This window comes from Cupriavidus sp. JZ107 (assembly GCF_053903255.1).
This window is the reverse complement of record NZ_CP096480.1, coordinates 2,178,926-2,201,671: the sequence shown is the minus strand read 5'-3', so window position 1 is coordinate 2,201,671 and position 22,746 is coordinate 2,178,926. Positions and strand designations below refer to the sequence as shown.

The window sequence follows — 22,746 nt, the reverse complement described above, 5'->3', positions numbered from 1 at the left end:
GCCGGCCATGACTGGCGACAAACCGGCAGCCCCCCAACCCGACGATGAAGCCAACGGCCGCCGCGTGCGGCCGCAGTCCCTTGTCGGCAACGACAGGAGCCATCACGCGGACAACAACGAGGAGAAAGATCGAATGTCGACCGTCAATGCGGAAGTCCGTCCCAACAAGCCGGCGATGCTGGCCGACTCCCTCCATCTCGGCGCACCCGTCGATGCCGCGGGGCAGGCGCCCCGTGCCGTGATGCACGACGCGGGCGGCGCGCCGGCGCAGCAGGATCCCGCGTTGCAGCCAAGCCCGGCACCCGCTCCGGTGTCCGCCCGCCCGAACGCGATGCTCGACTGCGGCTGGGGCCGGCTGATGTTCGCGCCGTCGTTCGAATCGCCGGCGCGGCTGGCCGCCGAGCTGCAGCAGGAAGCGCCCGGCCGGCGCGATATCGCGCTCTATGTCGAAGCGCCGCAGCTGCTGCTGGCCGAGGCGCCGCAGACGCTGTTCCTCGATCCGTCGCTGCTGTTCCGCCGCACGCTGGAGGACGGGGATGCCGCGGTAGCGACCGGCACCGCGGGCGTGACGATCCGCCGCCTGTCGACCCGAGCCGATATCGCCGCGATCAACCGCCTCTACGCCTCGCGACATATGGTGCCGCTCGATCCCGCCACGGTCTGGCGCCAGCGCGACCACGACGCGGTGGTCTACCTGATCGCCGAGGACGAATCGACCGGCGACATCATCGGTTCCGCGATGGGCGTCGACCATCTGCTGGCCTTCGGCGACGAGCGCGGCGGCAGCAGCCTGTGGTGCCTGGTGGTCGATCCGCAGACGCATCTGGCCGGTGTCGGCCAGGCACTGGTGCGCGAGCTGATCGCGCTGTTCGCCGCGCGCGGACGCAAGCACCTGGACCTGTCGGTGCTGCACGACAACCAGCATGCGATCGGGCTGTACCACAAGCTCGGCTTCGTGCAGGTCGACGGTTTCGTCGTCAAGCACAAGAACGCGATCAACGAGCCGCTGTTCGCCGGCTCGAGCGAGTGCGACAACCTCAATCCGTATGCCGCGCTGATCGTCAAGGAAGCGCGCCGGCGCGGCATCGGCGTCGAGATCATCGATGCCGATGCCGGCATCTTCAGCCTGCGCTACGGCGGCCGCGAGATCCTGTGCCGCGAGTCGCTGTCCGAGCTGACCGGCGCGGTGGCGATGACCTGGTGCCAGGACAAGGCGCTGACGCGCAAGCGGCTGGAGCAGGTTGGCCTGAAGGTGCCCGCGCAGCGCCAGATCGGCACCGATGCCGAGAACCTGGCCTTCCTCGCCGAGCACGGCTCGGTGGTGGTCAAGCCGGCTTTCGGCGAACAGGGTCGCGGCATCAGCGTCGACGTCCGCACCGAGGAGCATCTGCGCAGCGCGATCGAGACCGCGCACGCCGAGGGCGGCACCGTGCTGCTCGAATCGTTCTGCCCGGGGCAGGACCTGCGCATCGTGGTGATCGGCTACGAGGTCGTCGCGGCCGCGATCCGCAAGCCGGCCGAGGTGGTCGGCGATGGGAAGGCCGACCTGAAGACGCTGATCGAGCGCCACAGCGCGCGGCGCAGCGCGGCCACGGGCGGCGAGAGCCGCATTCCGCTCGATGCCGAGACCGAACGCTGCCTCGCGGCGCAGGGGCTGACGCTGCAATCGGTGCCGGCCGCCGGGGAGCGCGTGCCGGTGCGCAAGACGGCGAATCTGCATACCGGCGGCACGCTGCACGACGTCACTGCCCAGCTGCATCCGGTGCTGCGCGAGGCCGCGCAGACCGCGGCGCGGGCGCTGCGCATCCCGGTGGTCGGCCTGGATTTCCTGGTGCCGGCCGCCGACCAGCCCGAGTACGTGATCATCGAAGCGAACGAGCGGCCGGGCCTGGCCAATCACGAGCCGCAGCCGACCGCCGAGCGCTTCGTCGATCTGCTCTTCCCCTTTACATCCTGAATTCCTGCCGGGCGCGCCGCACCCGGCATCGTGATCCATGCAGAAACTGAAGATCGACCGGCTGTACCTGAAGACCGCGCTGCTCGAGTTGCTCGCGATCCCGAGCCCGGCCGGGCTGACCGACGAGATCGTGCACTACACCGCCAACGTGCTGGACGGTCTCGACATCCCCTACCAGCTGACCCGGCGCGGCACGATCCGCGCGACGCTGCGCGGCAATCGCGCCAACAGCGGCATGGGGCCCGACTGCGCGATCGTCGCGCACCTGGACACGCTCGGCGCGATGGTGCGCGAGCTCAAGCCCAACGGCCGGCTGGCGCTGGCGCCGATCGGCACCTGGTCCAGCCGCTGGGCCGAAGGCGGCCGCGTGACGCTGTTTACCGAGCATGGCCGGCATCGCGGCTCGGTGCTGCCGCTGCTGGCCTCGGGCCACGTCTACAACGAGGCGGTGGACACGCAACCGGTCAACTGGGACCAGCTCGAACTGCGGCTCGACGAGCCGGCGGCGACGCCGGAGCAGCTGCGCACGCTCGGCATCCAGGTCGGCGACTTCGTCGCCTTCGACGCCAACCCCGAGATTCTCGACAACGGCTATGTCGTCTCGCGGCATCTGGACAACAAGGCCGGCGTCGCCGCGGTGCTGGCCGCGCTGAAGGCGGTGCGCGAGAGCGGCGCCTCGGTGCCGATGGACTGCCATGCGGTGTTCACACTGACCGAGGAAGTCGGCTCCGGCGCGACCGCGGTGATCGAGGACGATGTCAGCGAGGTGATCGGCATCGACATCGGTCCGGTCGCGCCGGGGCAGGGCGCGCGCGAGGAGGGCGTGACGATTCCGCTGATGGATTCGGCCGGCCCGCACGACTATCACCTGACGCGGCGCCTGCTGCGGCTGTGCGACGAGCATGGCATCCCCAGCCATCGCGACGTGTTCCGCTTCTACCATTCGGACGCCGGCGCGGCGGTCAGCGCGGGCCATGACGTGCGCACCGCACTGCTGTGCTTCGGTGCCGATGCCTCGCATGGCTACGAGCGGACCCATCTGGACGTGCTAGTCAATCTGGCCGAGCTGCTGACCGTCTATATCCAGAGCGGGCCGACGCTGCCGGAGGACCGCCAGCGCCGCATGGGCTCGGTGGCCGGCTTCTCCCATCAGCTTGATCCGCGCCAGCTGACGCGCAGCGAGACGCCGCTGCCCGATGCCGGCGAACTGGTGCATACGCGCCGCGACAGCGCGTCCTGATGTCGCGCTTGATGACATCCCTTCCGGAATGAACCTTATGGATCTGAATTTCATCGACGCCGACAAGCTGCAGGCCACCTGGGCCTATCTGCTGCAGCTGGCCGTGCACCAGGGTCTGAACGTGCTGGCCGCGCTCGCCATCCTGCTGGTCGGCTGGTGGCTTAGCGGCCGCGCGCGCAACGCGGTGCTGCACGCCTTCGACCGCCCCCATGTCGACGCGACGCTGCGGCCGATGCTGGGCAGCGTCACGCAGTGGGTGGTGCGTGTCGTCACCGTGATCCTGGTGCTGTCGCAGTTCGGCGTGCAGACCGCCAGCATCATCGCGATGCTTGGCGCCGCGGGCCTGGCGATCGGCCTGGCGCTGCAGGGCACGCTGCAGAATATTGCCGCGGGCATCATGCTGGTGCTGCTGCGGCCGTTTCGCGTCGGCCAGTACATCGACGCCCAAGGCATTGCCGGCACCGTGCGCGAGACCGGACTGTTCATGACGGAGCTGACGACCTTCGATGGCGTCTGCCTGCGCGTGCCGAACAACAAGATCTGGGGCAGCGCGATCACCAACTACAGCGAGAATCCGACGCGCCGGCTCGATATCGAGGTCACGGTGCCGTTCGGCGCCGACGTGCAGACCGCGTTGCGGGTGCTGCGCCATATGCTGGCCGACGACGAGCGCGTGCTCGAGGTGCCGGCGGCCGAGGCGATGGTGGTCAACTTCACCAGCGAGGGCGTGACGCTGAACCTGCGCTGCTGGACCTCGAACGACAACTACTGGAACCTGCGCTTCGCGTTTTACGAGCGCGTCAAGCGCGAGCTGCAGGCGGTGGGCATCGATATCGCGGTGCCGGTGCAGGAGCTGCGTGTGCCGGGCAATGGCGAGTCGACGGCGCTGGTGCTACACCATACGGCGCATGCTTCGCCGGCTTCGTCGCCACCCTCGACCATCGGTACGCCGCGGCGCGCCTAGCGCGAAAGCGGAAAACGGGCTGCCGGGTTGTCGTTCCCGCGAAAGCGGGAATCCAGCGTCTTGGACCAGCCACTCGGTCCCCGCCTGCGCGGGGACGACAACGCATGTGAATCAGCCTTCGTCCGCGAACAGCGTGCAGGCGCCTTCCTCGGCCGTGCTGACATTGCGGCGGAACGTACCGAACAGGTCCCGGCCGACGCCATGGCGATGGCGGCTCAGGTCGGGCCGCTCGATCGTGCGGGCCGCCCACTCGGCCTGCGGCACCAGCGCGGTCAGGATGCCGGCCGGCGCATCGACGCGGATCATGTCGCCGTCGCGGACCTTGCCGATCGCGCCGCCCTTCAGCGCCTCGGGGCAGACGTGGATCGCCGCGGGCACCTTTCCCGACGCGCCCGACATGCGGCCGTCGGTGACCAGCGCCACGTGAAAGCCGCGGTCCTGCAGCACCGTCAGCGTCGGCGTCAGCTTGTGCAGCTCCGGCATGCCGCAGGCCGCCGGCCCCTGGAACGGCAGTACCGCGACGAAATCGCGCTCCAGCTCGCCGCGCTTGAAGGCGGCCAGCATGTCGTCCTGATGATGGAACACGCGCGCCGGCGCCTGTACCACCTGATGCTCGGCCTTGACCGCCGAGGTCTTGATCACCGCGCGTCCCAGGTTGCCGTCCAGCACCTTGATGCCGCCGTCGGGCGCGAACGGCTCGCCGGCGCCGCGCACCACCGACGTGTCCAGCGATTCGGTCGGCCCGTCGAGCCAGACCAGCTTGCCGTCGCGCAGCGCCGGTTCGCGCGTGTAGTCCTCCAGGCCCTGGCCGACGACGGTGGTGACATCGTTGTGCAGCAGCTCGCGCGCCAGCAGGCCGCGGATCACCAGCGCCAGGCCTCCTGCGGCCTGGAAGCCGTTGACGTCGGCCTGGCCGTTCGGATAGACGCGCGCCAGCAGCGGCACCACCGCCGACAGCTCGTCGAAATCGTCCCAGGTCAGCATGATGCCGGCCACGCGCGCCATCGCGATCAGATGCAGCGTGTGGTTGGTCGAGCCGCCGGTGGCCAGCAGGCCGACGATGCCGTTGACGAACGCGCGCTCGTCGAGCACCTGTGCGATCGGCGTATAGCGCTCGCCCTGGTGCACCAGCCGCAGTACATGCCGCGCGGCCTCGCGCGTCAGCGCCTCGCGCAGCGGCGTGTACGGGTTGATGAAGGCGGTGCCGGGCAGATGCAGCCCCATGATCTCCATCAGCATCTGGTTCGAATTGGCGGTGCCATAGAAGGTGCAGGTGCCCGGCGAATGATAGGACCGGCTTTCGGCCTCCAGCAGCTCCTCGCGGCCGATCTTGCCCTGTGCGTACAGCTGGCGGATGCGCGCCTTTTCCTCATTGGGGATGCCGGTGGGCATCGGCCCGCCCGGCACGAACACCGCGGGCAGATGGCCGAACGACAGCGCCCCCATCACCAGCCCGGGCACGATCTTGTCGCAGATGCCCAGATACAGCGCGGCATCGAACATCTGGTGCGACAGCGCGACCGCGGTGGCCTGCGCAATCACGTCGCGCGAGAACAGCGACAGCTCCATGCCGTCCTGGCCCTGTGTCACGCCGTCGCACATCGCCGGCACGCCGCCGGCGAACTGCGCGGTGGCGCCCGCCTCCAGCGCGGTCTCCTTGAGCCAGGCGGGGAACTCTCCGAGCGGTTGGTGCGCCGAAAGCATGTCGTTGTACGAGGAAACGATCGCCACGTTGGGCCGTTCCTCGGCCTTCAGGCGGATCTTGGCGGGCTCGGGCATCGAGGCGAAGCCGTGGGCCAGGTTCGTGCAGGACAGCTGCGCGCGTTGCACCTTGCTGCCGGCCATGGCTTGCGTGCGGGACAGGTAGGCCTGGCGCGTCGGCGCGCTGCGGGCCACGATGCGGGCCGTCACTTGTTCGAGTACGGGATGGGGCATGGGGCTCTCTCCAGCGGGATTCTTGGATGTCGCAGGTAATGTCGCAGGTAATGTCGCAGTTCAGCCTAGCGCATGTCATCGAGGCTTGCATGGAGCATGCCTGCCGCGCCGCGACCCCTTGCCGCTGGCTGCCGCGTGGCTCGCAAAGCGCCCGCGACTCACGTAAACTGGCCGCAACGGCCGCGCTTCGGGGTCTCTATCAAGCGACAAGGAGGTCAGGGTGAGCATGCCCGATTTCGACATGGTGCTGGTTGGCGGCACCGGTGACCTGGCCAGGCGCAAACTGCTGCCGGCCTTGTTCGACGCGCATCGCGCCGGATTGTTGCATCCCGCGGCGCGCATCCTGGCCACGGGCAGCCATCCTTCCACCACCGAGGAGTATGTCGCCACGCTCGAGCAGGGCATGCGGCCGGGCCTCGAGCATGCGCCGCCGGGCGACTGGGCCAGCTTCGTCGCGCGGCTGTGCTACGTGCAGGCCGACGCCCGCCAGCCCGAGCATTTCGATGCGCTGGCGCGCAAGGTGCTGTCCCGCCAGCCCGAGGTCGTGGTCTGCTATCTGGCCACCGCGCCGCACCTGTTCGTGCCGATCTGCGAGCAGTTCGGCCGCACCGGCCTGAACCAATCCAACGTGCGCGTGGTGCTGGAAAAACCGCTTGGCCACGACCTGGATTCGAACGAGGCGATCAACGCGGCAGTGGCCCGTTACTTCGCCGAGGAGCAGATCTACCGGATCGACCACTACCTGGGCAAGGAGTCGGTGCAGAACCTGATGGCGATCCGCTTCGGCAACGCGCTGTTCGAGCCGCTGTGGCGGCGCGAGTGGGTGCAGGACGTGCAGATCACGATCGCCGAGGAGCTCGGTGTCGAAGGCCGCGGCGACTTCTACGACCAGACCGGCGCGCTGCGCGACATGGTGCAGAACCACCTGCTGCAGCTGCTGTGCATGGTCGCGATGGAGCCGCCCACCAGCCTGACCGAAGACGCGGTGCGCGACGAGAAGATCAAGATCCTGAAGGCGCTCCGGCCGATCACGCCGCAGGAAGTCGCCGAGAAGACCGTGCGCGGCCAATACCGCGCCGGCGCGATCGCCGGCAAGCCGGTGCCGGGCTATCTCGAGGAGCCTGGCATCGCGCCGGACAGCCGCACTGAGACCTTCGTCGCGATCAAGGCCGAGATCGCCAACTGGCGCTGGGCCGGCGTGCCGTTCTACCTGCGCACCGGCAAGCGGATGCAGTCGCGCGTGGCCGAGATCGTGATCCACTTCCGCGACGTGCCGCATGCGATCTTTCCGCGCCCGCTGACGCTGTCGCCGCAGAACCGGCTGGTGATCCGCCTGCAGCCCGAGGAAAGCATCCGCCTGTACTTCCTGGTCAAGCAACCGGGCGACACGGTCGCGCTGACGCCGACCTCGCTGGACCTGGACTTCGCCAACTCGTTCAAGGTGCGCCGCGCGGGCGCCTACGAACGCCTGCTGCTCGACGTGATACGCGGACGGCTGGGCCTGTTCGTGCGCCGCGACGAACAGGTGCAGGCATGGCGCTGGGTCGAGCCGATCATCGACACCTGGGCGGAGAGCTCGCTGCCGCCCAAGCCCTATACCGCGGGCACCTGGGGGCCGGCGGCCTCGTCCGCGCTGCTGTCGCGCGACGACGCGCTGTGGCACGAGGAGGTCTGACGTTCCGCCTACCCACCGGTTAGCCCCGCCGGTCCGCTGCAACGAATCCACATCCGGGAAATCGCCATGCGCCGCTTCGAACATCCTTCGCCGCTGGACCAGGCCGAAGCGCTGGCTGCCTCCATCAGCCACGCGCTCGACCTTGCCATTCAGGACCGCGGACACGCGGTGCTTGCCGTCTCGGGGGGGCGTTCGCCGGTGCCGATGTTCGAGCGGCTGCGCTATCGGCCGGTGCGCTGGGACGCGGTCACGATCACGCTGGTCGACGAGCGCGCGGTGCCGCCCGGGCACGAGGACAGCAATGCGCGGCTGGTGCAGGAACACCTGCTGCGCGATGCCGCCGCCGCGGCGAGCTTCGTGCCACTGATCGCCGATGCGCTCGAGGCGTCCGAGCCCGCGCGGGCGGTGGTGCGCCTCAATGGCGCACTCAATGCCGCGTTTCGCCAGCCCGACGTGGCGGTGCTCGGCATGGGCGAGGACGGCCATACCGCCTCGCTGTTCGCCGATGCGCCGGAGCTCGGCGAAGCGCTCAATGGCGATACGCCTTGCTATGTGGTGACGCGCCCGGCCAGCGCGCCGCATGCGCGCGTGACGCTGAACCTGGCCGCGTTGCTGGCGACCGAGCGCGTCTTCCTGGCATTTGCCGGGGCGACCAAGGCCGCCGTATTCGAACGCGCGCTGCAGGAGCCGGGGCCTGCGTTGCCGGTGGGACTTGTGGCCAGCCGGCATCGTCATGGCTTCGACGTGTTCTCCGCCTGACGTATTCGCTGCAGTGCGCGCGTTGCCACGAGCGCCCGAATTTTGCCCGATGTTTCCCGCCTTGCGATGACTACCTACCCACGCCTGCTCGCCGATGTCGGCGGCACCAATGTCCGCTTCGCCCTGCAGACCGCGCCCGATGCGATCGGACCGGTCACCGCGCTGAAGGTCGCCGACTATCCGTCGCTGGAGGCGGCGATGCGGCAATACCTGTCGCAGCTATCCGGCCCGCAACCCCGCCACGCGGCGATCGGTCTCGCCAATCCGGTCACTGGCGATCGCGTCAAGCTGACCAACCATGCCTGGGCCTTCTCGATCGAGGCGGTGCGCCAGGCGCTGGGCCTGGAGACGCTGCTGGCGCTGAACGACTTCACCGCGCTGGCACTGGCGCTGCCGTATCTGCGGCCCAGCGAACTGGCGCCGGTGCGCGCCGGCACGCCCGCCGCCGGCTCGCCGCTGGCCTTGATCGGCCCCGGCACCGGGCTCGGCGTGTCGGGGCTGATCCCCGGCCGCCACGGTGCCGCGCCGGTGGCGCTGGCCGGAGAGGGCGGGCATGTCGAACTGATGCCGGCCACCGACGACGAGTGGATCGCCTGGCATGCCGCGCATCGTGACCACGGCCGCGTGTCGGCCGAACGGCTGCTGTCGGGCATGGGGCTGTCGCACACGCATGCCGCGCTCGCCGCAGAAACGGGTACGCCCGTGCGCGTGCCGCTGACCGCGGCGGAGGTCACCGAGGGTGCCTTGCAGCGCGGCGACGCGCTATGCCAGCGTGCGCTGGCCGTGTTCTGCGGCCTGCTCGGTTCGGTCGCGGCCGATGTGACGCTGATCCTTGGCGCGCGCGGCGGTGTCTATATCGGCGGTGGCATCGTGCCGCGCTTCGTTGAGGCGCTGGCGGCGTCGAGCTTCAATGCGCGCTTCGTCGACAAGGGACGCATGCGCGCGTTTCTCGAACCGGTGCCGGTGCAGGTGATCACCGCGCAGTTTCCCGCGCTGCCGGGGCTGGCACATGCGCTGGCCGAAGCGGTCGATCGGCGATGAGCCGCTGCGGGCCTTGCGGATTGCGAACCAACGGAGCGAAGCGATGCGCGTGCTGCTGATCGAAGACGACACGATGATCGGCGATTCCGTGCGGCTCGCGCTGCGTCAGGAAGGCTTCGCGGTGGACTGGGTGCGCGATGGCGAGGCCGGCCTGTCGGCCGCCACGCAGCCGCCCGGCATCGCCGCCGGCGGCGCGGCCGAAGGGCAGCACGATCTGGTGCTGCTCGATCTCGGCCTGCCGCGCCGTTCGGGCCTCGACGTGCTGGCCGGCATGCGCGCGCGCGGCGTCGCCACGCCGGTGCTGATCCTGACCGCGCGCGATGCGGTCGCCGATCGGGTCGCCGGCCTGAACGCCGGTGCGGACGACTATCTGGTCAAGCCGTTCGACCTGCAGGAGCTGGTGGCGCGCATCCATGCGCTCTCGCGACGCGCGCAGGGCCGGGCCGAGCCGCTGGTCCGCTATGGCGCGATCGTGCTCAATCCGGCCACGCGCGAAGTCACGCTGGCCGGCGAGCCGGTCCATCTGTCGGCGCGCGAATACGCGCTGCTGGCGGCGTTGCTGGCCCGGCCCGGCAAGGTGTGGTCAGTGCCGCAGCTGCAGGAGAAGCTGTACGGCTGGGACGACGAGGTCGGCAGCAATACGGTCGAGGTCTATATCCACGCGCTGCGCAAGAAGTTCGGCCAGGGTTTGATCCGCAATATCCGCGGCGTCGGTTATGTCTGTCCGAAGCTCGAGGAGAGCGCCGAGCCAGGTGGCGCCGATCCCGCGGCAGGGGGCGTGCGCTGATGCGATCGATCCAGCGGACCCTGCTGTGGTGGCTCGCCCTCGGCCTGCTGGCCGGCATCGCCGCCGCCACCGCGCTGATCTACGGGCAGGCGCGGCAGGAGGCCAACGCGCTGTTCGACTACCAGATGCGCCAGGTCGCGCTCGCGCTGCCGAGCCAGTTCAGCGGCCCGGCGCTGCCGTCGCTGTCGCCGCCGCTGCCGCCCGGCACCGACAATCTGTTCCGCTCCGACGAGGATGTGGTGATCCATATCTGGGACGGTACCGGCCGCAGTCTCTATCTGTCGCACTCGCGGCCGTCGCTGCCGCCGCGCGCCGAGCTGGGTTTCTCCAACGTCCGCACCGACGACGGCGAGTTCCGCATCTACAGCGTGCAGCTCGGGCCGGCCGTGGTGCAGATCGCGCAGCCGATGAGCGCGCGCCGCGAAGTGGCGGCGCGGATGGCGCTGCGCACGGTGGCGCCGCTGCTGTTGCTGCTGCCGCTGCTCGGCTGGATGGTCTGGCTCGCGGTCGGCCGCGGGCTGCGGCCGGTGCGCGAGATCGCGCGGCAGGTCGGCAAACGCGATGCCAACGCGCTGTCGCCGCTGGCGGTCGCCGAGATGCCGGCCGAGATCGCGCCGCTGACCGAGGCGCTGAACCTGCTGCTGGCGCGGCTGTCCGACGCGATCGACACGCAGCGCGCGTTCATCGCCGATGCCGCGCACGCGCTGCGCACGCCGCTGACGGCGCTGCAGCTGCAGGCGCAGCTGGTCGAACGTGCCGACAGCGAGCCGGCGCGCCGCGAGGCAGTGGGCAATCTGCGCGACGGCCTCGAGCGGCTGACGCATCTGGTGACGCAGTTATTGACGCTGGCGCGTCACGAGCCGGGCGCGGCCGTCGCGGGCCAGCAGCCGGTCGCCTTGCGCGAACTGGCCGCGGCCGTGGTCGGCGAGATGACGCAGGCCGCGCTGGACCGGAATATCGACCTGGGGCTCGACGCCAGCGGCGACGGCGACGGCGACGATGGTGGCAATCGTCGCCAGGCTGGCGATGCTGGCGCTGGAGACGCGGCCGGGCTGACCGTGCAGGGCGATGCCGACGCGCTGCGCATCCTGCTGACCAATCTGATCGACAACGCGCTGCGTTATGTGCCGGCCGGCGGCAAGGTCGACGTGCGCGTGCAGCGCGGCGACGCGGGCCGGGTCGCGCTGATCGTCGCCGACAACGGTCCCGGCATCCCGCCCGAACAGCGCGCCCGCGTGCTGGACCGCTTCTATCGCTTGCCCGATGCGCCGAGCGGCGGCAGCGGCCTGGGCCTGGCCATCGTCGACGAGATCGCCCAGGTGCATCGCGCCACGCTGTCGCTCGAGGATAACGAGCCGGGGCTGCGCGTGCGGGTGGTGTTTCCCGAGGCCGCCAACGCGTCAGGCACGGGCCGCGATTAGGCCGCTGCCTTCACGCGCCGCCACGTTCTTGTCGAAAAGCGTACCCGTTTCTGCGTACTCGCTTGACCGACCCTTTCGGACTTTCCGAACCTTTGCGTCCTCTTCGCTGATCTCACCCCGCTTCAGGAGGTACCCATGCAAATCGATCTCACCGGCAAGACCGCGCTGGTCACCGCCTCGACCGCCGGCATCGGGCTGGCCATCGCCATCGGGCTGGCGCGCAGCGGCGCGGCGGTCATCGTCAATGGCCGCAAGCAGGACACCGTCGAAGGCGCCATCGCGGACGTGGTGCGCGAGGTGCCGGGCGCCACGGTGCGCGGCGTCGCGGCCGACGTGGGCAGCGCCCACGGGTGCGATGCGATCGTGGCCGCGGAGCCGGCGGTCGACATTCTGGTCAACAACGCCGGCATCTACGGTCCGCGCGATTTCTACGAACTGAGCGACGAGGACTGGGCCCGCATCTTCGATGTCAACGTGATGTCCGGCGTGCGGCTGGCGCGGGCGTATACGGCCGCGATGGCGGCCAACGGCTGGGGCCGCGTGGTCTTCATCTCGTCGGAGTCGGCGCTGAACACGCCGGAGGACATGATCCACTACGGCTTCTCGAAGACCGCGCAGCTGGCGGTGTCGCGCGGCCTCGCCAAACGGCTGACCGGTACCGGCGTCACGGTCAACGCGGTATTGCCAGGGCCAACGCTGTCCGACGGCTTGCGCGAGATGCTGCGCGAGGATGCCGACAAGGCAGGGCTGTCGATCGAGGAAGCGGCCGCCGAGTTCGTCAAGGCGCATCGGCCCAGCTCGATCCTTCAGCGCGCGGCCACGGTGGAGGAAGTCGCCAACATGGTGGTCTATGTCTGTTCGCCGCAGGCATCGGCGACGACCGGCGCCGCGTTGCGCGTCGACGGCGGTGTGGTCGATACCATCGCTTGATGCCGGGGCGCGAGCGGGCGGCATCCGCGCGGCGATGGCGAGACGTCGAGACATCGGAGAGCCTTGATTCGACTGATGTTGTGTACGCAGAAACGGGTACGCACGGCACGCCACGCGGCATCGGACGGAGTTCGCACGACGCAGAAACGGGTACGGTGCGGCCCCGCATTCGCACGTGGCGGTGCGGATGGCCCGCCCGATTCATGCCGTGCCCGGGCCTGGCTTTGGCCCGCAAGGTGCACTGTGTGCCGGCAATGAGGCTGGCAGTAGGGCTGGCCATGAGGCTGTCGATGCGGCGGCCAATGCCGCCGCCACCGCGGCCCGCAGAAACGGGTACGCTTGCCGAGCGCAGTGCGCAGAAACGGGTACGCTTCGGCGCCCATGCATGCGCGGCAGCGATGAAACGAAAACACCGGCGCGCATGTCGAGGCCATGCCGCGCCGGTGTCGTTGTTTCAGACCTGAATCAGACGCGCCTCAAACTTCGGCCGCCTCCGTTGCGGCGGCGCGCGTGGCAGCCACCGGCGCGACTGGCCGCGCGAGCCGCCGCGCCGGCGGCAGTGGACCGCAGAAGCCAAAGTCGACCTCCGGCACGCGGCCGCTGATCAGTTCGGCGATCGCGCGTCCCGAGCCGCAGCCGTGCGTCCAGCCCAGCGTGCCATGGCCGGTGTTCAGGTACAGCCCCTGCACCGCGCTTGCGCCGATATACGGCACGTTGCCCGGCGTCGCGGGACGCAGGCCGGTCCAGTAGCGCGCCAGTTCGGGCCGGCTGACACCGGGGAAGATCTCCAGCGTGCGCCGCACGATGGCCTCGCAGCGCACCGGGTTCAGCTCCATCGAATAGCCGTTGAGCTCGGCGGTGCCGGCGATGCGCAGCCGGTCGCCCAGCCGCGAGAACACCAGCTTGTACTCGTCGTCGGTCAGGCTGACGCTCGGCGCGCGCTCGGGGTCGAGCACCGGCAGCGTGGCCGAATAACCCTTGGCCGGATAGATGTCGAGCTTGACGCCCAGCGGACGCGCCAGCATCGGGCTGAAGCTGCCGAGCGCGAGCACGTAGGCGTCGGCCTGCTCGACCGTGTACGCGCCGGTCTCGTCGGCGATCTCGACCCCACGCATGCGGCCGCCTTCGGCCAGCAGCCGCTGCACGCGCACGCCATAGCGGAAGCGCACGCCGCGCGCCTCGCACAGCGCGGCCAGTCCGGTGGTGAAGCGATGCACGTCGCCGGACTCGTCCTCGCTGGTGTAGGTGGCGCCCGCCAGCCGCGGCGCGATCGACGCCAACGCGGGTTCCAGCTTCACCACTTCGTCGGGACCGATCACGCGGCGCTCGCAGCCGAGCTCGCGCATGATGCGCGCCGGCTCGATTGCCGCGTCGAATTCCTTCTGGCTGGTATAGAAGTGCAGGATGCCCCGGGCCAGGTGGTCGTACTCGATGCCGGTCTCGGCGCGCAGCGCCTGCAGGCTGGCGCGGCTGTAGGTGCCGAGATTGAGCAGCTGGATCATGTTGCGGGTGGAACGCCGGGCCGGACATTCGCGCAGGAATTTCAGGCCCCACGACCATTGCGCCGGGTCGGCGCGCAGGCGGAACAGCAGCGGCGCGTCCTCGCGTCCCAGCCAGCTGAGCAGCTTCAGCGGCGCCGACGGGTTGGCCCAGGGCTCGGCATGGCTGACCGAGATCTGGCCGCCATTGCCGAAGCTGGTTTCGCGTGCCGCGCCGGCATTGCGCTCGAGCACCACGACCTCGTGGCCGGCCTTGGACAGATACCACGCCGAGGCCACGCCGATCACGCCGGCCCCCATCACGATGACTTTCATTTCAGGCTCCAGGATGCAAAAAGGGGCAGCCGGCCGGCATCGTCGATGCCAACCCGGCTGCCCCCACTGTCCTTTTGCCTGAGAGATTCACCGCGTCCGCCCCGGACCCGGCTTGCCCCTTCGGCGGCCGTCATCGTCAAATCATGATGGCGGCGCTCTCCAGTTCGTTGTCGTCTCCAGTCTTCGGTACCTGAGCGTTTCGGGGGTACGCCTTCGGCAGCGCTGCCGCCGCGCTGTCGCGGCAGGCTCGCTTTCTCCTGGATGGGCGGACAGTAACACGGCGCGGCGGCGGCCGCAACGCGAGTTACTGACGCCCGGCGGGCGGCGTCCCCGCCTTGCGGGCCTGCTTGTTGGCGTACATCGCCTGATCGGCCTGCGCCAGCAGATCGGCGATGCCCGCATGGCGGGCGGGATCGAACGCGACCGCGCCGGCGCTGAAGTCGAGCCGATAGCCGCGCTGGCTCTGCGCGTTGTGTGCCTCCACGCCTTGCCGCAGCCGGGCCAGCATCGCGTCGCACTGGTCGGCACAGGCGTCGACCAGCAGCACGACGAACTCGTCGCCGCCGAGCCGTCCGATCAGGTCGGACTGCCGGAACGCCTGGCGCAATTGATCTGCGAAGGCGGCCAGCGCCAGATCGCCCTCCGCGTGGCCGAAGCGGTCGTTGATGGCCTTGAAGCCATCCATGTCGAAGAACAGCAGCGTGGCCGGCATCCGCTGGCGCTGGCAGACCGCCAGCGCATGCTGCGCCAGCGCCGAGAAGCCGCGCCGGTTCGACAGCATCGTCAGGTCATCCATCGACGCCAGTTGCGCCGACTCCAGCTCCTGCTCGGCCAGGCGCCCCAGATCGTGCAGCAGCGCCTGGTCGTCCTTGTCGAACTCGCGCGGCGCGGTGTCGATCAGGCACAGCGTGCCGACCTTGGCGCCGCCGCGTACCGCGAGCGGGCAGCCGGCATAGAAGCGCACGCCGGGCGCGCCCGTGACCAGCGGGTTGTCGTGAAAGCGCTGGTCCTGCAGCGCATCGGGCACGATCAGCAGATCGTCGCGCAGGATCGCGTGGCCGCAGAATGATTGCTCGCGCGGCGTTTCGCGTACGGCCAGGCCGAATGAGGACTTGAACCATTGCCGCCTGGCGTCGACCAGGCTGACCAGCGCGATCGGCACGTCGAACAGCCGCGTGGCCAGGCGTGTCAGCCGGTCGAAGCGCTCTTCGGCGGCGGTGTCGAGGAGGTTCAGCGAATACAGCGCGTCGAGGCGCCGCGGGTCATCGGCGGGAATGGGAGCAGGAATCATCTCGTCAATGCGATCGTTGTTACCCCGATCGTCGTCGGCCCGTCTGGAGCGGGTTTGTCGCCGGCCGCCGCGGTGCCGCGGGGCCGGTCGATGGGTCGTTCAATGTGTGGGCGGCCGCATGCGCCGTCGTGGACGTGGCCGCCAGCACCGGTGCGCTGACGCTACACCTCGCGCGTCATCCCCTTCAGATCGATCCATTGTTCGAACTGCTCGGCGGTGACATGGCCCGAGGCGATTGCCGCCTCGCGCAGCGACAGGTTGCGGGCCACGGCCAGCTTGGCGATCTCGGCGGCCTTGTCGTAGCCGATATGCGGGTTCAGCGCGGTGACCGGCATCAGCGATCGCTCGAGCAGCTCGGCGATGCGCGCCCGGTCGGCTTCGACGCCGGCCACCATGTGTTCGGCGAAGCTGGCCGCCGCGTCGGCCAGCAGTGTAACCGACTGCAGCAGGCTGTAAACGATGACCGGCTTGTAGGCGTTCAGCTCCAGCGTGCCGAGGCCGTTGGCCAGCGTGATCGTGGTGTGGTTGCCGATCACGCGGCAGCAGACCATCGCCAGCGCCTCGGCCTGGGTCGGGTTGACCTTGCCCGGCATGATCGACGAGCCCGGCTCGTTGGCCGGCAGCTGCAGTTCGGCAAAGCCCGCGCGCGGGCCGGAACCGAGCAGCATGAAATCGCGCGCGATCTTCAGGAAGGAGGAGGCCGTGGTGTTCAGCGCGCCGGACAGATCGGCGAGCGCGTCGTGCGCGGCCTGCAGCGCGTAGCGGTTGGCCGCCGGTTCGAACGGCAGGCCCGTGTAGTCGGCCAGCGCGCGCGCGAAGGCGGCGGCAAAGCCGGCGGGCGCATTCAGGCCGGTGCCGACCGCGGTGCCGCCCTGGGGCACCGGCATCGCGCGCAGCACGGCCTGGTGCAGCCGCGCCTGCGCATCGGCGACCTGCGCCTGGTAACCGGAGAACTCCTGGCCCAGCGTCAGCGGCACCGCATCCTGCAGATGGGTGCGGCCGACCTTGACGATGTCGGCGAAGGCCTCGACCTTGCTGCCCAGCGTCTTCTGCAACGTCTCCAGCGCCGGCAGCAGCTGGCGCTGCACCGCGCGCGCGGCGGCGATATGCATCGCGGTCGGGAAGCTGTCGTTGGACGACTGGCTCGCGTTGACGTGGTCGTTGGGATGAACCGGACGCTTGCTGCCGACCTCGCCGCCGAGCAGCTGGATCGCACGATTGGCGATCACCTCGTTCAGGTTCATGTTGGTCTGCGTGCCCGAGCCGGTCTGCCAGACCGACAGCGGAAACTCGTCGGGCCACTGGCCGGCGATGATCTCCTCGGCGGCCTGTTCGATCGCCTGCGCCAGCCCCGCGTCGAGCACGTTCAGCTCGCGGTTCGCACGCGCCGCGCACAGCTTCAGGATCGCAAACGCCTCGATCAGCGCGGGCGGCATCTTCTCGTTGCCGATGCGGAAGTTCTGGCGTGAGCGCTCGGTCTGCGCGCCCCACAGGTGGTCGGCGGGGACGGGTACCTGGCCCAGGCTGTCCTGTTCGATGCGGGTCGCTGGGGGCTGCTGGTCTGACATGACTGGCTCCTGTGAACGAACGATGCGGATCGGCCTTCTAGGATACGCCGCCGGGACTGCCGACGCCGCGCCGGCGCGCAAGCCGGCCTACGGGCGCGCCTCCCGCGATCGGTTCGCCAGCTCGGGCGGGCCGATCTCGAAGCGGCCGCGTCCGGCGTCCTTGGCGCGGTACAGCAGCGCATCGGCCTCCTTGGCCAGCTGCTGCCATGTCATCGGCGCGCCCTGGTACAGCGCGATGCCGATGCTGACATTGACGTCGACGAAGGCGCCCTCGATGAAGAAGCGGCGGCCCACCGCATGCAGGATCGCGCCGGCGACGCGCACCGCGACATCGGGCCGGTCGATGTCCTCCATCACGATGGCGAACTCGTCGCCGCCCAGCCGCGCCACCGCATCGCGCTCGCGCACGCAGCGCTGCACGCGCTTGGCAAAGCTCTGCAGCAACTGGTCGCCGGCCGCGTGGCCATAGTGGTCGTTGACCGCCTTGAAGCGGTCCATGTCCAGATACAGCAGCGCCATCAGCCGGTCCTGCGAGCGGCTGCGCGCCATCGCCTCGGCCAGCCGCGTCTCGAACGCGCTGCGGTTCAGCAGCTGCGTCAGGTGGTCCAGGCGCGAGATCTGCGCGAGCCGCAGCGTCTCGAGCTTGCGCGCGGTGATGTCCTGCACATGGACATGCACGCCCTCGACGCGGCTGCCATCGGCGCTCCACTCGGGCCGGAAATTGGTTTCGGTGCAGTGGTAGTCGGGATCGTGGAACTCGGTCTCGAAGGTGACCGCGGCGCCGGCCAGCGCCTGCTGCAGATACGGCTGGATGCGGGCGTAGCGCGCCTCGCCCAGCAGTTCGCGCAGCGTCATGCCGCGCAGCTGGTCGAGCGGAATGCCGAAGGTGCGCTCGTAGGCGAGGTTGTTGAAGACGTAGCGCTCGTCGGTGTCGATGAACGCCAGCAGCGACGGCAGCGTGTCGGTGACCGCGCGCAGACGCGTTTCGCTGCGGTGCAGCTGTTCGCGGCGCTCGCGCACGTCGCGCATCAGCCGGGCGAACGCGCGCGCCAGCACGCCGATCTCGTCATGGCGATGGGTCGACAGCCGCTCGTAGGCCGACAGGTCGCGCGCGCTGTCGCGCACCACGCGCCGCAGCTGCGCCAGCGGCGCGAACATCCAGTGCACCGCGAACCAGTTCAGCACCGCCGCCAATCCCACCGCGACCGCCGACCACAACAGGAAGCGCTGCTGCATCGCGTGCAGCGGCTGGAAGGCCTCCTTGGCCGGCAGCACGGCGACCAGTTCCCAACCGGTGGTCGCCATCAGATAGCGTGCGATGACCGGCTCGCGCGGTGTCAGGAACTCCAGGGTCGCCGGCTGTGCCTGCACGCCGCAGGTCTCTCCCTGCGCGCGCGCCGGCCGCCCGACCTGCTGCTGCAGCCGGTGTTGCACGTAGACCGGCTGCGCGCCGGCCGATACCAGGCAATAGAAGCCGGTGCTGGCGATCGGGCTGTGCGGCACTTCCACCAGGAAGTTCGAGCGCGCCAGGTCGATCCAGCCGCCGACCAGGCCCAGGAAGGTCTTGTCGTCCGAGACGATCGGCACGGCCAGCAGCACGCCGACCGAACCGTCGGCGCGGGCGCGGATCGGCGGGCTGATCACCGGCGCCAGGGTGCGCGCGGCCTCGCGGAAGTAGGTGCGGTCCGCGACCGACACCAGGGTGCCGTCGCGGGCCAGCAGCATGCCCCTGGCATCGACCACGACGGCGCTGTTGAAGGTACCGGGAATCGGAATGGTGCGGCTGAGCATGGCCTGCAGCTGCGCGGCCGGCGCGTCCATCATCGACTTGAATTGCGGGGCGAGGTGCTCGAGCAGGATCAGGCGATCGTTGACCGCGGAATCGAGCTGCTCCGCCGTCAGCTTGACGACGGAATCCTGTTGCGCCTGCAGTGCGTCACGCAGGTCGTCATGGGCCGATTTCAGCGAGCCCACCACGAGGGCGGCGCCGAGCACGGTCGACAGACCCGCGGTGACCAGCGCGATGCGCGTCGTCAACGACAGCGCGAACCGGGGACGACGCGTCGTGGCCGTGGCCGGGTCCTCGCGGCGATCGTCGTTCGGTGTATCGGGCGGTCGTTTCAGCGCTACGTGCGGCGGTGCGTTGGGCGAGTCGTCGAGCAAGGGGGGACGGTTCATGCGTGCCCGCAAGGGCATTCCCCGGGTCGGCGGGTTCCGTAGGCGTCACCGTATCACATCGAGCGGCATGGTGCGAGTCGCGGCGCACGGCCTGTCCCGCTGTCGCAAAGTGCATTTGGCGCGGTATAGTCCAAGCCGTGATCCGAGCCTGGACGCCAGCGGCATCGGTGCCGGTCACGACCTTGGCGCCAAGCTGCGCCGCTCCTATCCAGGCCGCACGGCCCCGCCATGCTATTGCGATGAAACTGCCTTCGCTTCCTCCCGCCGTCCTGGCTTTGCTGGTCGTGGCCGCCGGCGCTTGCGTCACCGCCGCGGCCGCCGTGCAGACCGCCGCGTGGAGCGAACGTGCCGCCGCCCAGCGGCTCGATGCGATGCTGTCGGCGAGCGTGATGGCAGTGCGCCAGCGGCTCGACACCGGCGAGCGCCTGCTGCGCGGCGCCAGCGGCCTGCTGGCGGCCGACCCCGACACGACGCGCGACCAATGGCGGGCTTATATGCTGGCGACCCAGGTCGACGATCTGCCCCCCGGCATCCATTCGGTCGGTTATGCCAGGTTGACGCAGGCCTCCGCGCTCGACGCGCTGGTCGAATCGGTTCGCGCCGAGGGCCTGCCCGCCTTCGACGTGTTCCCACGGGGCGAGCGCGAGGTCTACGCGCCGGGCGTCTATGTCGAGCCCTTCGCCGGCCGCACGCTGGGCGCGCTCGGCTTCGATCACCTGTCCGATCCGGCACGCCGGGCCACCGCGGAAGCGGCGCGCGATTCGATGCAGGCGCGCATGACGCCGCGCGTGGCGCTGCTGCGCGAGGCGCATCGCAGCGTCGCGGCGCAGGGTGCGGTGCTGTATCTGCCGGTCTACCGCAACGGCATGCCGGTCAATTCGGTGGAGGAGCGCCGGCAGGCCCTGCTCGGCTATGTCTATGCGGCCTACCGGCTCGGCGACCTGATGGCCGACGCGGCGGCGGTTCATGGCGGCAGGCTGTCGCTGTCGCTGTATCAGGGGCGGCCCTCCGCCGCCGATACCTTGCTGCTGGCCCGGGCAGGCGGCGAGGCGGCCCCCCGCAACCATTCGCATCCGCTGCGCCAGCTCGATCGCGAGCTGACGTTCGGCGGCCAGACCTGGACCGTACGCGCGACCACGCTGGCCGCGTTCGAGGAAGGGGGGCCCGGTGCGCCCGTGCCGCTGGTGATCGCGGCCGGCGCGCTCGGTACCGCGCTGCTCGGCTGGCTGGCGTGGCATCTGGCCGCGCGGCGCCGCGGCGCCGAACGCGCCAGGCAGGCGGCCGATGTGGTGGCGCAGCGGCATGCACGCCTGCTCGACCATGCACCGATCTGCGTGATCGCTTTCGACGGGCACGGCACCATCACGTCGATCAACCGGCCCGGCGAGCAGATGCTCTGGTACCAGGCGCACGAACTGGTCGGACGCATTCCATACAGCGCGCTGCACGAGCCGGGCGAACTGGCCGCGCGTGCCCGTGCCCTGTCCGCCGAGCTCGGCCAGCCGGTCGCCCCCGGTTTCGAAGCGCTGATCGCCAAGCCCCGCCTCGGGCTGGTCGACGAGCACACCTGGCACTACATCCGCAAGGGTGGCTCGACGCTACCAGTGCAATTGACGCTGTTGCCGCTGTCCGACCCGGGCGGCGATGCCGGCAAGCGCCACGGCCAGTCAGGCCAGTCCGGCCAGTCCCGGCAGGACGGTGCCGGCGGCTATCTGGCGATCGCCCATGACCTGACCGAGCGCCGGCGCGCCGATGCCTATATCGATCACCTCGCGCACCACGACACGCTGACCGGCCTGCCCAACCGCGACTATCTGAGCGGACGCGCCGACGCGTTGCTGCAGGCGATCGGCGCCCGCAATGGCCGGGTCGCGCTGCTGCTGATCGATCTGGACCAGTTCAAGCGCATCAACGATTCGCTGGGCCACCATGTCGGCGACGACGTGTTGCGCACCATGGCGGACCGGCTGCGCGCCGCCGTGCGCCGCGCCGATCTGGCGGCGCGGATGGATGGCGACGAGTTTGCGGTGGTGTTGTCGGACATTGCCGACGACAGCGAGGCGGAACTGGCGGCCGCCAAGATCGTCGCGCGGCTGTCGGAGGAATTGCGGCTGGGCGGCGTCAGGCTGCGGGTGGTGCCGTCGATCGGCATGGCGCTGTTTCCGAACGACGGCAATACCGTCGCCGACCTGTTGCAGGCGGCCGATGCGGCGCTGCATGCGGCCAAGCAAGGCGGCCGCGGCCAGGTGCGCCGCTTCTCGCCTGACATGAAGGAGGCGTCGCTGGCCCGCTTCACCATCGAGGGCCTGCTGCGGCGGGCGCTGGCCGAGCAGGAATTCACGCTGCGCTATCAGCCCCTGGTCGATACCGCCAGCCAGCGCATCGTTGGCGTCGAGACGCTGATCTCGTGGCACACCCCCGAACGTGGCGCGATGCAGCCGGCCCAGTTCATCCCGATCGCCGAGCAGTGCGGGCTGATCGTGCCGATCAGCGAATGGGTGTTGGCCACCGCGTGCCGCGAGATCCAGACGCTGCGGATGCGCACCGGCGTTGACCTGGAGGTCGCGGTCAATATCTCGCCGCCGCACCTGCAGCAAGAGGACTTCCCCGCGCTGGTCGATCGCTGCCTGCGCGAAAGCGGCCTGCCGGCCCGCAATCTGGCGATCGAGGTCACCGAGGGTATCCTGATCGAGGGTACTCCGCAGACGATCGACGCCTTCCGTGGCATTCGCGCGCTCGGCGTGGGCCTGTCGATCGACGACTTCGGTACCGGCTATTCGGGGTTGAGCTATCTGACGCGGCTGCCGATCAACAAGCTGAAGATCGACCGTTCCTTCGTCGCCAATCTCGCCGAGGGCGACGGCAATGGCGAGGACCGGGCCGTGGTCGCGGCGATCATCGCGCTCGGCCATCAGTTGCGGCTGCAGGTCGTGGCCGAAGGCGTGGAAACCGCCGACCAGTTCCGCTTCCTGCGGGAACAGGGCTGCGACGCGGTGCAGGGCTTTCTGTTCGGCGCCGGCGTGCCGCTGGCGGAGCTGATCGCGCGCTGCGAGCGGGGCGTGGTGGTACAGGCCGTCTAGCGACCACGTGTCGGCGGTGCGCCCGCAGAAACGGGTACGTTTTTGTCCCGGCATGCCGCCGGTTCGCGACCGCGGTGCCGCCGCACCAAAAAAAGAAGCCGCCAGT

General features: G+C 69.8%; 15 protein-coding genes and 1 riboswitch. Of the genes, 10 read left to right on the top strand and 5 right to left on the bottom strand.

The genetic code is table 11. The annotated features are described in order from the left end of the window. Positions 1 to 133: 133 nt before the first annotated feature. The 3 genes from ngg to M1D55_RS09475 are packed head-to-tail and all read left to right on the top strand — an operon-like array spanning position 134 to position 4,161. Positions 134 to 1,957 carry an N-acetylglutaminylglutamine synthetase gene (ngg, locus tag M1D55_RS09485; RefSeq protein WP_456280736.1) on the top strand — a complete coding sequence of 608 codons (1,824 nt, stop codon included), beginning with the start codon at positions 134 to 136 and terminating at the stop codon, positions 1,955 to 1,957. A 37-nt stretch (positions 1,958 to 1,994) separates the two neighbouring features. Continuing rightward, a complete protein-coding gene (locus M1D55_RS09480) occupies positions 1,995 to 3,197 on the top strand; it encodes an osmoprotectant NAGGN system M42 family peptidase (RefSeq protein ID WP_006577928.1) in 1,203 nt (400 codons plus the stop codon). A gap of 37 nt (positions 3,198 to 3,234) precedes the next feature. Then, complete coding sequence (locus M1D55_RS09475; RefSeq protein WP_023264483.1) at positions 3,235 to 4,161, top strand: mechanosensitive ion channel family protein; 927 nt, start codon at positions 3,235 to 3,237, stop codon at positions 4,159 to 4,161. Between the two features lie 111 nt (positions 4,162 to 4,272). Here M1D55_RS09475 and edd read toward each other — a convergent pair whose 3' ends face one another. Beyond that, on the bottom strand, positions 4,273 to 6,096 hold the full coding sequence (gene edd, locus M1D55_RS09470; protein ID WP_456280735.1) for a phosphogluconate dehydratase: 1,824 nt from the start codon (positions 6,094 to 6,096) through the stop codon (positions 4,273 to 4,275). Positions 6,097 to 6,322: 226 nt separating this feature from the next. Here edd and zwf point away from each other — a divergent pair, with 226 nt between their 5' ends. The 6 genes from zwf to M1D55_RS09440 all read left to right on the top strand — a co-directional run bounded on the left by zwf (position 6,323) and on the right by M1D55_RS09440 (position 12,709). Further along, positions 6,323 to 7,771, top strand: a complete 1,449-nt coding sequence (gene zwf / locus M1D55_RS09465) for a glucose-6-phosphate dehydrogenase (RefSeq protein ID WP_456280734.1) — start codon at positions 6,323 to 6,325, stop codon at positions 7,769 to 7,771. 66 nt (positions 7,772 to 7,837) lie between these two features. Beyond that, positions 7,838 to 8,530, top strand: a complete 693-nt coding sequence (gene pgl, locus M1D55_RS09460; RefSeq protein WP_023264485.1) for a 6-phosphogluconolactonase — start codon at positions 7,838 to 7,840, stop codon at positions 8,528 to 8,530. Positions 8,531 to 8,596: 66 nt separating this feature from the next. Beyond that, positions 8,597 to 9,571 (top strand): glucokinase, encoded by a 975-nt coding sequence (gene glk / locus M1D55_RS09455; protein WP_456280733.1) that lies wholly within the window; start codon positions 8,597 to 8,599, stop codon positions 9,569 to 9,571. Between the two features lie 43 nt (positions 9,572 to 9,614). After that, positions 9,615 to 10,358, top strand: coding sequence for a response regulator (locus tag M1D55_RS09450; protein WP_006577934.1), 744 nt, complete (start codon positions 9,615 to 9,617; stop codon positions 10,356 to 10,358). Next, positions 10,358 to 11,779: an ATP-binding protein gene (locus M1D55_RS09445; RefSeq protein WP_456280732.1), complete on the top strand. Its 1,422-nt coding sequence runs from the start codon at positions 10,358 to 10,360 to the stop codon at positions 11,777 to 11,779. The genes M1D55_RS09450 and M1D55_RS09445 overlap by 1 nt, the downstream gene beginning before the upstream one ends. A 135-nt stretch (positions 11,780 to 11,914) precedes the next feature. Further along, positions 11,915 to 12,709, top strand: coding sequence for an SDR family NAD(P)-dependent oxidoreductase (locus tag M1D55_RS09440; RefSeq protein WP_006577936.1), 795 nt, complete (start codon positions 11,915 to 11,917; stop codon positions 12,707 to 12,709). 476 nt (positions 12,710 to 13,185) lie between these two features. Here M1D55_RS09440 and M1D55_RS09435 read toward each other — a convergent pair whose 3' ends face one another. The 4 genes from M1D55_RS09435 to M1D55_RS09420 all read right to left on the bottom strand — a co-directional run bounded on the left by M1D55_RS09435 (position 13,186) and on the right by M1D55_RS09420 (position 19,560). Further along, the gene (locus M1D55_RS09435) at positions 13,186 to 14,523 is read right to left on the bottom strand and encodes a D-amino acid dehydrogenase (protein WP_456280731.1); all 1,338 of its coding nucleotides are present in this window, start codon (positions 14,521 to 14,523) and stop codon (positions 13,186 to 13,188) included. A 56-nt stretch (positions 14,524 to 14,579) separates the two neighbouring features. Continuing rightward, positions 14,580 to 14,696: riboswitch (glycine riboswitch) on the bottom strand. Positions 14,697 to 14,827: 131 nt separating this feature from the next. Continuing rightward, positions 14,828 to 15,814, bottom strand: a complete 987-nt coding sequence (locus M1D55_RS09430; RefSeq protein WP_456280730.1) for a diguanylate cyclase domain-containing protein — start codon at positions 15,812 to 15,814, stop codon at positions 14,828 to 14,830. A gap of 161 nt (positions 15,815 to 15,975) precedes the next feature. Further along, positions 15,976 to 17,382, bottom strand: coding sequence for a class II fumarate hydratase (fumC, locus tag M1D55_RS09425; RefSeq protein WP_149318610.1), 1,407 nt, complete (start codon positions 17,380 to 17,382; stop codon positions 15,976 to 15,978). A gap of 87 nt (positions 17,383 to 17,469) precedes the next feature. After that, positions 17,470 to 19,560, bottom strand: coding sequence for a diguanylate cyclase domain-containing protein (locus M1D55_RS09420; RefSeq protein ID WP_456280729.1), 2,091 nt, complete (start codon positions 19,558 to 19,560; stop codon positions 17,470 to 17,472). Positions 19,561 to 19,799: 239 nt separating this feature from the next. Here M1D55_RS09420 and M1D55_RS09415 point away from each other — a divergent pair, with 239 nt between their 5' ends. Then, the gene (locus M1D55_RS09415; protein WP_456280728.1) at positions 19,800 to 22,640 is read left to right on the top strand and encodes a bifunctional diguanylate cyclase/phosphodiesterase; all 2,841 of its coding nucleotides are present in this window, start codon (positions 19,800 to 19,802) and stop codon (positions 22,638 to 22,640) included. Positions 22,641 to 22,746: the final 106 nt, after the last annotated feature.

Coding starts and splice junctions, on each gene's coding strand:
- ngg (WP_456280736.1), top strand. CDS start 134: ATGTCGACCGTCAATGCGGAAGTCCGTCCCAACAAGCCGGCGATGCTG.
- M1D55_RS09480 (WP_006577928.1), top strand. CDS start 1,995: ATGCAGAAACTGAAGATCGACCGGCTGTACCTGAAGACCGCGCTGCTC.
- M1D55_RS09475 (WP_023264483.1), top strand. CDS start 3,235: ATGGATCTGAATTTCATCGACGCCGACAAGCTGCAGGCCACCTGGGCC.
- edd (WP_456280735.1), bottom strand. CDS start 6,096: ATGCCCCATCCCGTACTCGAACAAGTGACGGCCCGCATCGTGGCCCGC.
- zwf (WP_456280734.1), top strand. CDS start 6,323: ATGCCCGATTTCGACATGGTGCTGGTTGGCGGCACCGGTGACCTGGCC.
- pgl (WP_023264485.1), top strand. CDS start 7,838: ATGCGCCGCTTCGAACATCCTTCGCCGCTGGACCAGGCCGAAGCGCTG.
- glk (WP_456280733.1), top strand. CDS start 8,597: ATGACTACCTACCCACGCCTGCTCGCCGATGTCGGCGGCACCAATGTC.
- M1D55_RS09450 (WP_006577934.1), top strand. CDS start 9,615: ATGCGCGTGCTGCTGATCGAAGACGACACGATGATCGGCGATTCCGTG.
- M1D55_RS09445 (WP_456280732.1), top strand. CDS start 10,358: ATGCGATCGATCCAGCGGACCCTGCTGTGGTGGCTCGCCCTCGGCCTG.
- M1D55_RS09440 (WP_006577936.1), top strand. CDS start 11,915: ATGCAAATCGATCTCACCGGCAAGACCGCGCTGGTCACCGCCTCGACC.
- M1D55_RS09435 (WP_456280731.1), bottom strand. CDS start 14,523: ATGAAAGTCATCGTGATGGGGGCCGGCGTGATCGGCGTGGCCTCGGCG.
- M1D55_RS09430 (WP_456280730.1), bottom strand. CDS start 15,814: ATGATTCCTGCTCCCATTCCCGCCGATGACCCGCGGCGCCTCGACGCG.
- fumC (WP_149318610.1), bottom strand. CDS start 17,382: ATGTCAGACCAGCAGCCCCCAGCGACCCGCATCGAACAGGACAGCCTG.
- M1D55_RS09420 (WP_456280729.1), bottom strand. CDS start 19,560: ATGAACCGTCCCCCCTTGCTCGACGACTCGCCCAACGCACCGCCGCAC.
- M1D55_RS09415 (WP_456280728.1), top strand. CDS start 19,800: ATGAAACTGCCTTCGCTTCCTCCCGCCGTCCTGGCTTTGCTGGTCGTG.